Source organism: Paenarthrobacter sp. NPDC090522 (assembly GCF_044769225.1).
Lineage (GTDB): Bacteria > Actinomycetota > Actinomycetes > Actinomycetales > Micrococcaceae > Arthrobacter.
Genome location: NZ_JBIVXL010000004.1, coordinates 304,754 through 317,498 on the forward strand (window position 1 = coordinate 304,754; position 12,745 = coordinate 317,498).

A 12,745-nucleotide genomic window follows, 5' to 3' on the forward strand; every position below is an offset into this window, starting at 1 on the left:
AGACATTAGACGTCAAACGTCTAACCTTTAACTATGGCGACGACTTCACTCACTACGACGACAGGAAACATCCCTACGATCTCTCCCGCCGGCACTGCTGCTGCTTCGGTAGCCAGTGCCCGCGCGCCCAAGCCGCGCGTCGTCGCCGTCGTCGGCATTATTGCCGTGGTGCTCATCGGCCTCAATCTGCGTGCCGGCATCACCAGCGCCGCTGCCCTTTTCCACGAACTGCAGCAGTTCCTGGGCTATGGCGCTTTGGTGGCCTCGATCCTGCCCTCCATCCCGCTGCTGTGCTTCGCCGTGGCCGGGCTGGGGACCTCGTGGCTGACCCGCCGGGTAGGCGTAGAGAAAGCCATCTTCATCGCTTTGGCGCTCTTGGCGGCAGGCCTGTTGGTCCGTGGTGTTCCCGCCACTGGCGCACTTCTGGGCGGCACGGTGCTGGCGATGTCCGGGCTGGCTGTCTGCAATGTGGCCATGCCCTCGCTGATCCGTGAGCACTATTCCGAGCGCACCTCCATGATGACCGGGCTCTACACATTCACCATGTCCGGTGGCGCCACGTTCGCAGCGGCCGTCAGCGTTCCGTTGGCGCAGCAGCTTGGTTCGCCGTCCATGGGCCTGGCAGCCTGGGGACTGCTGGGCGTGGCCGCACTCCTCGGCTTCCTGCCCGTGGTCCTGCACAGCCACCGCAATGCCGCCAAGACCGAACGTCCCCGGGTGTCCATGTGGCCGCTGCTGCGCACCCGGTTGGGCATCCTCATCACCGCGATCTTCACCTTCCAGGCCTTCCTTGCCTACGCCGTGATGAGCTGGTTCGCCTACATCCTCACGTCGCAGGGCCTGAGCGCCTCCGAGAGTGGGCTGCAGTTCGGCGTGATGCAGCTGGTCTCCGTTGCTGCCGGCATGGTCCTGCTGGCGTTCGGTTCCCGACCCGGCATGCTGCGCCCTGCTTTGTACCTGGCCAGCAGCTCCACCCTGGTAGCCATCGGCACCATGCTGTGGTTGCCCACGTCGCTCGCCGTCATCCCGGCAGTCCTGTTCGGCTTCGGGCTGGGCATCTTCCCGCTGGTCCTGGTGATCATCAGCCGCAGCGGCGGCTCCACGGCCGAGACCACTGCGCTCTCCACCATCGCCCAATCACTGGGATACTTGATTGCGGCAATCGGCCCCTTCGGCATGGGGCTGCTTCACAGCGCCACCGGTGGCTGGGTGTTGCCGCTGAGCCTGCTGTCCATCGTGGCCGTGGCGCTCATGGTCACCTGCCACCTGCTCACCAGCAAGCGCACAGCATCCAAGACCCAACCGAGGACGGCATGACCCTTACCCCTTCGCATCGCCCGGTCCTGGCCGAGGAGATCACCGCCAAGCTGCGGGACATGATCAAGTCCGGTGAATGGCCGTTGCAGGAACGCATCCCGGCGGAGCCTGAGCTCATGGCCACCTTGGGCGTTTCGCGGGGCACCTTGCGTGAAGCCATCAAGGCCCTGGCGCACTCGGGCATGCTGGAGGTCCGGCGTGGCGACGGCACGTATGTGCGGGCCAACAGCGAGATCTCCGGCGCTGCCCAACGCATGTACCAGGAACACACGCAGGAACACATCGTGGAGGTCCGGCTGGGGCTGGACACCCAGGCGGCCCGCCTTGCCGTCAAGCACGCCACGGCCGAGGATATCGCCGAAATGCGCCGCCTGCTCGCGCTCCGCCACGATGCTTGGCTTGCCAAGGACTACCCCACGTGGGCCGGTGCCGATTGGGAATTCCACGAGCGCGTCGCCCAGGCGTCCGGCAATCCCCTGTTACACCAGCTGTACGTATCCTTCGGCGGCGTGTTCCACAACGACCTTCTCCGCCAGCAGCGTCAGGACGGCTTCAACGGCATCCCGCGCGAAGGCCACGACGAACTCGTGGATGCCCTCGAAGCCCACGATCCCGAGGCGGCCGTCTCCAGCGTGTACCGGAACCTCGACTTTTGCGCGGACAAGAGCCCGGTTCAGTCCTGAACTTTTAGGTTGTGAGCCCGCGATTCCCTTGCAGCCCAGCAACGGAATCGCGGGCTTTCGACGTCCTAGCGAGCTAACTCGATCCCCGCTCCGGCAGCGTCCCGGAACCGGGCGTCGATCAGCACCACGTCCCGGCCCGCCCGGTCCAGCAGGCTCGCGGCAACACTGGCCCGGTACCCGGTGGCGCAGTGCACCCAGATCCTCGTCCCGGGCAACTCAGTGATCCTCGTGAGGAGCTCATAAACGGGGATGTTCACGGCATCCTGCACATGGGAAACCTTGAATTCCTCGGGCCTCCGCACATCCAGGACCACGTCTTGGGACGCCCTCTCCCGCAGCAGTAGCCTCCAGTCGCCGTGCGGGTAGCTCCTTCGCCGCACACCCGGCGCCATGGCCTGCAGCACGCCACTGGCTGCGCCGTCGCCGTCGCGGGTTTCAGGCCCGACGGCGGCATCCGGACTTTCGATGCCGATCCTCGCCAGGTCCCGGATCGCCGTGTGCACTTCTTCGTGGGACCCCAGAAGGGTGAGCGGCTGTTCCCAAGGAATCACCCAGCCCAGGTAGCTGGTGAAGTTGGAACCGTTGCCGTACTCGAAAGCCACGCTGCCTTCCAGATGATCCTCCGCGAAAGCCACCCTGTGCCGGAGGTCCACCACCCACTCGCCGTTGTGCAGGCGGCGGGCCAACTCTGAAGGTTCAACGGATTCCGGAACATCCAGGTCCGCGGCGGCAGGGCCCGCAGCGTTGAGGGGGCTCATGTGCGCGTAGTAGGCGGGGTAGGCCGTGATGTTCGCCAGGAGTTCTGCCACGAAGTGGTCCTCACTGGGGTCGGTCAGGGCATGGTTGGACGTTGCCTGCTCCCCCAGGGTGGAAGCATCCTGGTGGCTCGCCGGACCGATGGAACAGAAGGATCCAAAGCCGTGGGTTGGGTAGAGCGCCGCGTCGGGAGATGCCGAGGAAACAAGCCGGCGCACCGAATCGTACTGGGCGTGCGCCAACGCGGCCGTGTCATTCGGGGTCACGAGGTCCGTCCGTCCAACCGAGCCGTACAGCAAGCTGCCGCCGGAAAACACGGCCTCCGCACCGCCGTCGTGCGTTTCATCCCGCACCACGTACGCAAGGTGCGTGTGCGTGTGGCCCGGGGTGGCGACCACCCGCACGGACAGGCGTCCTACGGAAAAGGTATCGCCGTCCATGACCGGCGCCCGCGCAAACGAAACCTGGTCCGCGGCGTTGACCAGGTAGGAGGCGCCTTGTTTCTCCGCGAGGACCAGCCCACCGGTGACGTAGTCGTTGTGCAGGTGCGTCTCAGCGACATGGGTGATCCGCACGCCCGCTTCAAGGGCGGCTGCTTCGATGCGGTCGATGTCCCGCTGGGGGTCGATCACCAGTGCAACCGAGCCGTCGTGGACCAAGTAGCTGCGGTCGCCCAACTGGGGCGTTTCGATGACCACGACGTCCATGCTTCAGGGTACCGCTGACGGTTGACCCCTTTAAAGCAGCAGCGGGGCCACTCGAAATGAGTGACCCCGCTTGCCGGATAAAAAACTAGACCTGCGCAGCTACGCCGTCGCGGGAGATGCTGACCATTTCCTCGCGCGGAACAACCTTGATGCGCTCACGCTTGACCTCAACACCGTGCGACGTGCCGGCCTCGGTGGCCGCTGCGCCGAGGGCGAGCTCGTGGGCGTCCAGGGCCAGCCAGCCTTCCCAGCTGGTGAACTGCACGCCGCGGGCGTCGAGCAGGTCCACCACGGCGTCGGCGGAGGGAACCTCGGCGAACGGCAGGTTTTCGCGGTCCTCGAGCAAGTACGTGACGGTCTCAAGCGCGTCGCCCTTGGTGTGGCCGATGAGGCCAACCGGACCACGCTTGATCCAGCCCGTTGCGTAGAGGCCCGGAACGTGCTGGCCGTCGGCATCCAGGACGCGGCCGCCGTCGTTCGTTACGACGCCCTTCTTGTGGTCGAACTCAACGTCCGGCAGGGCCGAACCGAAGTAGCCGATGGCGCGGTACACGGCCTGGACCGGGTAGTCGATGAATTCGCCGGTGCCACGGGCGTTGCCCGTGCCGTCCAGCTCGGTGCGCTCGAACTTGATGCCGGCAACCTTGCCCGGGGTCTCCGGGGAGTCGACGATCTCCACCGGGCTGTGCAGGAAGTGCAGGTGCAGGCGGCGGGAAGCCTTGAGCTCGGAGAGGTCCTCGGGCTGCTCGGCGATCCAGTTGGTGAGCGTGCCAACCATGGTCTTAACCTGGTTGTTGCTCTGGATGGCCTCGTCCGAGGCTTCGTCGAACTCGAAGTCCTCGGCGTAGAGGATGATGTCGACGTCCTTGGAGTGCGAGAGTTCGCGGAGTTCCAGCGGGGTGAACTTCACCTGGGCCGGGCCGCGGCGGCCGAAGACGTGCACGTCGGTGACCGGCGAAGCCTTCAGCCCGGCGTAGACGTTGTCCGGGATTTCGGTGACCAGCAGGTCATCGGCGTGCTTGGAAAGGACGCGGGCCACGTCCAGGGCCACGTTGCCGTTGCCGAGGACAGCGATTTCGGTGGCTTCCAGCGGCCATTCGCGGGAAACGTCCGGATGTCCGTCGAACCAGGAGACGAAGTCGGCGCCTCCGAAGGAACCCTCAAGCTCAATGCCCGGGATGTTCAGGTCCGCGTCCTTGATGGCGCCTGTTGCGAAGATGATGGCGTCGTAGTGCTTGCGGAGGTCCTCGATGGAGAGGTCCGTGCCGTAGTCCACGTTGCCGAAGAAACGGATATCGCCGCGGTCCAGCACCTTATGGAGGGCGTTGACGATGCCCTTGATGCGGGGGTGGTCCGGAGCCACGCCGTAGCGGATCAGGCCGTACGGTGCCGGGTAGCGGTCAAAGAGGTCGATGCTGACGGTGAGTTCGCCGCTCTTGACGGCTTCGCTCTTGGTCAGGATGTCAGCTGCGTACACGCCGGCAGGGCCGGAGCCGATGACGGCGACGCGAAGCGGACGGTCCGCAGAACCTACGGGGGTGCTAGTTGACACGGCTGTGTTCCTTCTTCTTCTCAGTCCTCCCAACTGAGTCGCAGTTGTGCGCGTTTTGAGGGCTCATAACGCGCACTATTGCGACTTAGTTGGGTTGGGCGGGGCTTAGTTGGTGCGGACGCGGGGACGGTTGGGGGTAATGGTGCTGTAGTCAGCGGTCTTGAAGTGCTGGGGCGCAAACGGGCTGACACGGACAACATCGCCAATGACAATCACCGCTGGATTCGCCACGCCGACGGCTTCCGCCTGGTCGGCGATAGTCTCCAACGTGCCGATCGTGACGCGCTGTTCCGGCAAATACCCGTTTTCTACGATACCTACTGGAGTGTCCAAAGGCAGACCCGAGCCTGCCAGGGCGGCCGCAGACTCACGCATTTGGGCCACTCCCATGAGCAACACCACAGTGTGGTCGGGGCGTGCGGGGACTTCGGACAACTCTTCATGGCCGGTCACCACGCTGAAGCCCTTGGCCAGTCCACGGTGGGTCACGGGGATGCCGGCCGCGGCCGGAACCGAGATTGCGGATGTCACGCCGGACACCACTTCAACCTCGACGCCGTTCTGCCGGCAGAATTCTGCTTCCTCGCCACCGCGGCCCAGGACGTAGGGGTCGCCGCCCTTGAGGCGGACCACGCGGTTGCCCTTGAGGGCTTCCTCCACGAGGATGCGGTTGATCTCAAGCTGCGGGACCGGGTGGTGGCCTGGGGTCTTGCCCACCTCGATCACGCGGACGTCCGGCGCCAGTTCTGCCAGCAGCCCGCGCGGGCCAAGACGGTCAGCAACTACGACGTCGGCCTGGCCCAGCAGGCGGCGACCGCGGACGGTGATGAGTCCCGAGTCGCCCGGGCCACCGCCAATGAGGGCTACCGAACCGTTGGCTCCGGGCTTGCGGTGCCGGCGCAGCGGGAGATCGCCGGTCTCCAAGGCTGTCGCAACGGCATCACGCAGGGCCATCGCACGGCGCGGGTCTCCCCCGGCGTTGATGGCGATCTTGACGTCGTCCACCACGGCCACGGCGGGGGTCCATGCGGCCGATGATTCATGGTCGGAGGCGTTGACGCACCAGATGCGCTGCGCTTCGGCGTCGTTCGCTACCTGGGTGTCCACGGCGGGAGTGCCGGTGGCAGTCTGGACGAACCAGACGCCGTCGAGGTCTTCCGTGCGGTACTCGCGCTGCTCCCAGGCCAGCAGGCCCGAATCCACCAGGCCGCGGAGTTTTTCGGAGGCAATGGGAGCGACGACCGTAACTTTCGCTCCGGCGTCGAGCAGTCCCTTGGCGCGGCGCGCCGCGACTGGTCCGCCGCCCACCACCAGCACCGGGCGGCCAAGGAGGCGCAGTGCTGTGGGGTAAATGTCCTGTATTGCCATGAAAAAACTGTAGGGCTGGCGCGTAACATGCTTCAAAGGCCCGGACACACCCGGTAACGCTGGGTAATGCAGCGTCACAAAAGGAGTTTCCGCTACGGTGCCTCCAGTGCCGGACTCCAGCCGAACGCAGGGGCGACGTGTTTGGCCACATTCCCCAGGAGCTTTGCGTTGTACTCCACGCCCAACTGGTTCGGAACCGTGAGCAGCACGGTGTCCGCTGCCTGCACCGCCGCGTCCTGCGCGAGTTCCTCGGCCAGTTGCTCCGGGGAGCCGATGTAGCTCTTGCCGAAACGGGACAGGGCGCCGTCGAGTATTCCCACTTGGTCCTCGCGATCAGCCTGCGCGCGCAGACCAAAGTAGTGGTTGTCTTCCGCGTCCACGATCGGAATGACGCTGCGGCTTACGGAAACCCTTGGCTCGAAGTCGTGACCCGCAGCTGCCCAGGCATCCCTGAACATCTGGATCTGTTCGGCCTGCAGTTGGTCGAAGGGCACGCCGGTGTCCTCGGTAAGGAGTGTTGAGCTCATCAGGTTCATGCCTTGCTCGGCCGCCCAGACTGCGGTCTTCCTGGTGCCGGCACCCCACCAAATCCGTTGTGGAAGGCCGGGTGACTGTGGCTGGATGGGAAGCAGCCCGGTAGCGCCTCCTGCGTAATGCGGGTCTGCCTGGGCTACGCCGTGTCCTGCAATGGCCTTGCGGAACAAGGCAGTATGGCGTCGTGCCATGTCGCCGCCGTCCTCGCCCTCCTCAGGAACGTAACCGAAATTGGAAGCGCCGTTCAGCGCCGGCTCGGGTGAACCACGGCTCACGCCGAGCTGCAGCCTGCCGTCGCTGATCAGGTCTGTGGCCGCTGCTTCCTCCGCCATGTACAAGGGGTTTTCGTAGCGCATGTCGATCACGCCCGTGCCCATTTCGATGCGACTGGTACGTGCGGCGATGGCGCTCAGGAGCGGGAAAGGCGAAGCCTGCTGCCGGGCGAAGTGGTGCACGCGGAAGAACGCGCCATCAATGCCCAGTTTCTCGGCCTCAACAGCGAGCTCGATCCCCTGCTTGAGGGCTTCGCCTGCAGTGGGAACCAGCGAACCGGGGACGCGGGCCCAATGGCCGAAGGACAGGAAGCCGATCCGTTTCGTGTGCATGTCCGGGACAACGCCGTGCCGTGCCCGCTCATTCCGCGCAGGTCAGGTTTGTGCTGCGAACCACTCGGTGCCCGGAGTACAAAGTGCCTCCCGTGCCCGCGCAGGCTGCCACCGCCGTCGTGCGTAAAACCCTAAGCAGCCCGGCGGTAGTGCATGGCCACGGCTCCGTTGCTGAGCGGCACCGCCTCGACCAGTTCGAGGCGTCGGGTGCCCGGCAGCCCGCCCTGATAGAGGGTGGGGCCGTGGCCGGTGATCATGGGGTGGAGCAGGAATTTGTACTCGTCGATCAGGTCCAGCCGGTCCAGCTCCGTGGCCAGCTTGCCGCTGCCCACCAGCACCCCGTCGGGAGTGTTGTCCTTGAGTTCCTGGACGGCTGTCCGCAGCTCGCCGGTCAAGTGGTGGCTGTTGGTCCACGGGAACTCGCTTCGCGTTCCGGAAACGACGTACTTCGGCTTCGTCTCCAATTTGTCCGCCCACTCCTTCAGGGCCGGCGGCGCATCGACCTCACCGAGGGCGACCAGCGGCCAGTAGGCTTCCATCATTTCGTAGGTGGTGCGGCCCCAAAGCATGGCCCCGCCTTCGTCCAAAAGGCGGGTGAAGTGGTCATGCGTCTCGTCGTCCGCGATGCCCTCCCGATGGTCGACGCAGCCATCCAGCGTGACGTTGATGCTGAAAGTAAGGAGTCCCATCTGGCGATCCTAGCCCTCGGATGCGGGCGCGTCAGCGGGTGCCTCCCGCTGCGGCACCCGTTCCCGCCACTCGCACCCCGCACCCCGCGACTGAACCCGCCACGTTGCCGCCGACCGCACCAGTTCGCGCCATCCGCACCCGTTAGAACGGGAGCACTGGGCGCGAAGGGGTGCGGGGCAGACGAAGAAGGGGAGCGAACGGCGGGAACGGCAGCACAGGGCGCGAAAGGTTGCGGGGCAGACGAAGAAGGGAGAGAGCAACCGCGGAAAACGGACGATACGTGGGAGAGGATCGCTGGGAAAGGGGTGTTCGATGAGAGAGCGTCCGCAACAAAGGGGTGTTCGATGAGAGAGCGTCCGCAAGAAAGGGGTGTTCGGTGAGAGCGCGTCCGAAGGTAAAGCCCGACGGCGGGAGTCACCGTCGGGCTTTATGTCGCCTTTCGAAAGGGCACGTCGCGTTTCGAAAGGGCTCGTCGCGTTTCGAAAGGGTTAGCGGGAGCTGCCTGCGAGCAGGCCGCGGCGCTGCAGGAGGCGCTTCTCGATCGGGCCGAACACGAGCAGCTCGATCAGGATGCCCACAAACAGGATGAGCAGGATCGCGGACATCACGATCGCCATGTCGGACAACGCACGGCCTTGGTCGAGCAAGGAGCCCAAGCCGAAGCCGATGGTGCCGCCCACGGCAATGATTTCCGCGGCCATGAGGGAGCGCCATGAGAACGCCCAGCCCTGCTTCAAGCCGCCGATGTACCCGGGGAGGGCGGCCGGAAGGACGATCTGCAACGCCATCTGCACGCGGTTGGCGCCAAGGACAGTTCCCACGCTGCGGTATTGCGGCGGGATCTGGTCGACGCCGGAAATCAGGCCGTTGATGATCGACGGGATGGCACCCATGAGCACCACGAAATAGACGGTGGCATCCGTGAGCCCGAACCAGATGATGGCGGCGGGGACCCAAGCCACGGAAGGCAGGACCTGCAGGCCGGAGATCAAAGGACCGAAAGCGCGCCGGAGCGGAGCAACCTGCGCCAGCAACAAGCCCACAGGAGTTGCCACCACCACAGAAATCAGGAAGCCCACCAAGCCACGCTGCAGCGAAGTCCACACGGATTCCTGGACCTTGCCTTCGCCCCACAGGACGCCCAGCTGGGTGAGAACATCAATCGGGCCGGGAACCTGGTCGCGGCGCTTCAAACCCAGGGAAACGTAAAACTGCCAAACGAGCACGAGGACCACCAAGGCCGCCACTGGCAACAGGATGCGCTTCCAGTCAATGCCGGCCTTGCGCCGTGTGTCCGACTGGAGGTTGTCCAGGCCCGCCTCAAGGTCCCGCAGCTCGGAAGGGTTGCCCTTGATGGACGGCGAGGTGATGTGGTTCTGGTCGCTCACGGGGAGGGTCCGCTCTTCGGTGGTCTGGTTACTTGGCATGGCGGCGGATCTCCTCGCGAAGTCGTCGGGTAATGACGCCGGTGAGCTCCCCTGCCCGGCCGGCGTCGGTGCGGTGTTCTTCGGTGACATCCCACTCAGCCACCACCCGGCCGGGACGCGAGGACAGCAGCAGCACCCGCTGGCCCAGGCGCACGGCCTCGCGGACGTTGTGGGTCACGAAGATGATGGTGCGGCCTGTTTCCTTCCAGATCCGCTCAAGTTCGTCGTGGAGGAGGTCGCGCGTGATGGCATCCAGGGCAGCGAACGGCTCGTCCATGAGCAGCACCTGCCGGTCCTGGGCAAGCGAACGGGCCAGGGCCACGCGCTGGCGCATGCCGCCGGACAGTTCGTGCGGACGTTTGTCACCGGCACCGCCGAGGTGGACGAGCTCCAGCAGCTCTGTTGCCCGGGCACGACGGCTCGCCTTGCTGCTGGACTTGTCGGCGAGCTGCAGGGCGAGTTCAATGTTGCCGCGCGCCGTCAGCCACGGGAACAGTGCCGAGTCCTGGAACATGAAGGCCGCACCGTCGCTGGGCACCTCAAGGGCGCCCGACGTCGGGTGCTCCAGTCCCGCGATGATGTTCAGCAGGGTGGACTTGCCGCAGCCGGACGCACCGAGGAGGGCAACGAATTCGCCCTGCCCGATGGTGGCGTTGACGTCGTCCAGGACGGGGGCGCCGTCACCGAAGCGTTTGCCCAAGTTCTCCAGTACGACTGGCATGGTCCCGTCCTTCGTTTGTTGTTCGTGAAGCTGGTACTGCGTGCGCCGCGACCGGAGTGGTCCGGTTGCGGCCAAGGCCGGTCCGCGTCCGGGGTGGAAGCGGACCGGCCTGTGTAGTGCTTAGTCCTGGCCGAGTCCGGCGGCGGAGGTCTTCTTGCCCTCCACCTCGTTCAGGGTGCGGAGGTCGAAGATGCCGTTGATGTCGGCGGTCTTGGTGGTACCTGCGTCCACGCCGTCCTGGAGCAGCTTCTTGTAGGTCCCGGCCAGCGGGTCAGTGGTGAACTTGATGTTCTGCAGCGCCCGGTCGATCACATTGGCCGGGAGTGGCTTGCCCGCGGTGTCCTTCAACACGGCGTTGATGGTGGTGGCCTTCTCCTCGGCCGAGGCCGAGTTCAACCAGTTCACCGACTCAACGTGGCCCTTCAACAACGCCTTGACGGTCTCGGGGTGTTCGGCGGCGAACTTCTTGTTCACGATCAGGATGGTGGTGGTGAAATCACCCTTCTCCCACAAGTCCTTCTCATCCACCAGGACCTTCGCCCCGGCCTCGAGCACCAGACGGGAGGCCCACGGCTCAGGCAACCACGCGCCGTCGAGCTTTCCGTCCTGGAACAACTTCAACGTCTGGGCGTTCTCGGTCGGGTTGATGGTCACATCACCACTGCCATCAGGGCTGGTCTTATACCCCTGGTCCCCCAACCAGGCCCGCAGCGCCACGTCCTGGGTGCCACCGAGCTGCGGCGAGGCCAGGACCTTGCCTTTGAGGTCCGCTGCGGAGGTGATCCCGGGCTTGACCACCAACTGGGCACCACCGGCGGCCGCACCGGCGATGATGCTGATGGACTCCCCGTTGCTCTTGACGAACGAGTTGATGGCCGGGTTCGGGCCAATGTACGTGGCATCGATCGCGCCGGCGTTCAGCGCCTCGATCGCGGCCGGGCCGGCGTTGAACACCTGCGTGCTGAGCTTGGTGCTGCCGAGCTCCTTGGCGATGAAGCCCTTGCTGGTACCCACCAACGCCGGGCCGTGGGTGACGTTACTGAAGTAACCAAGCTTCAGCTCAGCCGCCGGCGAGGTGGTCACAGCCGGGGCAGCCTGGTTGTTGTTCGAAACAACCGAGGCCACGGCCGCGCCCGCACCGATCAGCAGGACGAGGCCGACAGCCAGACCGACCTCCACGGCACGGCGGCGTTTGGGCTTGGTGGACTCACCCGCAACAATGCGGATGGTGCCTGGATCAGGCTTCTGCGACTCGGGGGTGTTTGCCATGGGGAGGTCCTTAGAAAGCTTTGGGGATGTGAAGCGGGGCGAAGATCGGGCCCCTAACATCGCCCATCGAAGGCAAGGAAGGACCGTTCCAGGGAGGTCATGAATTCACAGTAGGGACTGTCATATTTCGCTTCAATCCCGGAGAAATCGGGGTTCATGAAGGTTCATGTGGCGTCATATTCGTCGCCAAGGCTTCAATATCCCGCGGATTCGTGCGGCAGCAACCTCCCACCAAACGGGCACCCAGCGCCCGCCAGTCAGCAGCGTTCCCAGCCAGGGTGCCGACGCGACCGGCACCCTCGGAAGCTCCCCAGGTCTTTGTCACGGCGTCGTAGGTTTCACCCGAATTCGGGTATGCCACCAGCGGTGCGTCGGTGAGGTTCCGGAGGGTGCCCAACGCCGGGGTCACAAGTTCCAGCGGCACGCAATTAAGCCCGACGGCGGCAACGCGCGGTTCCGTGCGGAGCAGCGCCGCCACGTCCGTCAGGGGCGTTCCGTCACTGATGCGGGCACTGTCCCGCAGCGTAAACGTGAACCAGCTTTCGACGTCGAACTCCGTCACGAGCGCCAGCAGCGCCTCCGCCTCGGCAAAGGATGGCAACGTTTCGCAGGCAAGGAAGTCCACCCCGGCGTCCACGAGCGCGGCGATGCGTGGGCGGTGGAAATCCCGGAATTCCGCGGAAGAAAGCGTGTAATCGCCGCGGTACTCGGAGCCGTCGGCGAGGTAGGCTCCGTAGGGTCCCACCGACCCTGCCACCAGGAGGGAGCGGGCACCGGGGTGCGCAGCGTAGTACTCCTGCCGGGCTTCGTCGGCCAGCCTGACGCTCCGGGATACAAGCTCCAGGGATTCCTCCACGGAAAGGCCCCGCCGCGCGAAGCCTTCCGGCGTGGCCTGGTAGCTGGCCGTGATCGCCACGGAGGCACCGGCGTCGAAATAGTCCCGGTGGACCTGCTTGATCAGGTGCGGCTGTTCCAGCAGGACCTTGGCGGACCACAACGGATCGTCAAGATCGCAGCCGTGGACTTCGAGTTCGGTGGCCAGGGCGCCGTCCAGGACCAGGTCAGTTCCTGCGTCAAGGAGGGTGCTCAAGGTGGTGTTCCGGGGCATGGTGCCTT

General features: G+C 65.3%; 11 protein-coding genes. 2 read left to right on the plus strand and 9 right to left on the minus strand.

The features are described 5' to 3' along the window. Nucleotides 1-33 precede the first annotated feature (33 nt). Both ACIQT2_RS07045 and ACIQT2_RS07050 read left to right on the plus strand, forming a co-directional pair. Entirely contained in the window at nucleotides 34-1,317 is a 1,284-nt protein-coding gene (locus ACIQT2_RS07045) for an MFS transporter (protein WP_400328811.1), read from the plus strand. Then, nucleotides 1,314-2,000: a FadR/GntR family transcriptional regulator gene (locus ACIQT2_RS07050; protein WP_402944881.1), complete on the plus strand. Its 687-nt coding sequence runs from the start codon at nucleotides 1,314-1,316 to the stop codon at nucleotides 1,998-2,000. The genes ACIQT2_RS07045 and ACIQT2_RS07050 overlap by 4 nt, the downstream gene beginning before the upstream one ends. A 65-nt stretch (nucleotides 2,001-2,065) precedes the next feature. Here ACIQT2_RS07050 and ACIQT2_RS07055 read toward each other — a convergent pair whose 3' ends face one another. The 9 genes from ACIQT2_RS07055 to mmuM form a co-directional block, all read right to left on the minus strand. After that, nucleotides 2,066-3,463 (minus strand): rhodanese-like domain-containing protein, encoded by a 1,398-nt coding sequence (locus ACIQT2_RS07055; protein ID WP_402944884.1) that lies wholly within the window; start codon nucleotides 3,461-3,463, stop codon nucleotides 2,066-2,068. A gap of 85 nt (nucleotides 3,464-3,548) precedes the next feature. Continuing rightward, nucleotides 3,549-5,015 (minus strand): FAD-dependent oxidoreductase, encoded by a 1,467-nt coding sequence (locus tag ACIQT2_RS07060; RefSeq protein WP_402944887.1) that lies wholly within the window; start codon nucleotides 5,013-5,015, stop codon nucleotides 3,549-3,551. 105 nt (nucleotides 5,016-5,120) lie between these two features. Continuing rightward, nucleotides 5,121-6,383, minus strand: a complete 1,263-nt coding sequence (gene cobA, locus ACIQT2_RS07065) for a uroporphyrinogen-III C-methyltransferase (protein ID WP_402944889.1) — start codon at nucleotides 6,381-6,383, stop codon at nucleotides 5,121-5,123. Between the two features lie 92 nt (nucleotides 6,384-6,475). Then, nucleotides 6,476-7,522, minus strand: coding sequence for an LLM class flavin-dependent oxidoreductase (locus ACIQT2_RS07070; RefSeq protein ID WP_402944892.1), 1,047 nt, complete (start codon nucleotides 7,520-7,522; stop codon nucleotides 6,476-6,478). 131 nt (nucleotides 7,523-7,653) lie between these two features. Further along, nucleotides 7,654-8,211 carry a dihydrofolate reductase family protein gene (locus ACIQT2_RS07075; protein ID WP_402944893.1) on the minus strand — a complete coding sequence of 186 codons (558 nt, stop codon included), beginning with the start codon at nucleotides 8,209-8,211 and terminating at the stop codon, nucleotides 7,654-7,656. Between the two features lie 489 nt (nucleotides 8,212-8,700). Continuing rightward, nucleotides 8,701-9,639, minus strand: coding sequence for an ABC transporter permease (locus tag ACIQT2_RS07080; protein ID WP_400328787.1), 939 nt, complete (start codon nucleotides 9,637-9,639; stop codon nucleotides 8,701-8,703). Beyond that, complete coding sequence (locus ACIQT2_RS07085) at nucleotides 9,629-10,360, minus strand: ABC transporter ATP-binding protein (RefSeq protein ID WP_397324415.1); 732 nt, start codon at nucleotides 10,358-10,360, stop codon at nucleotides 9,629-9,631. Before ACIQT2_RS07085 ends, ACIQT2_RS07080 begins: the two co-directional genes overlap by 11 nt. 120 nt (nucleotides 10,361-10,480) lie before the next feature. After that, entirely contained in the window at nucleotides 10,481-11,629 is a 1,149-nt protein-coding gene (locus ACIQT2_RS07090; RefSeq protein ID WP_402944898.1) for an ABC transporter substrate-binding protein, read from the minus strand. Nucleotides 11,630-11,783: 154 nt separating this feature from the next. Continuing rightward, a complete protein-coding gene (gene mmuM, locus ACIQT2_RS07095; RefSeq protein WP_402944900.1) occupies nucleotides 11,784-12,737 on the minus strand; it encodes a homocysteine S-methyltransferase in 954 nt (317 codons plus the stop codon). Nucleotides 12,738-12,745 lie beyond the last annotated feature (8 nt).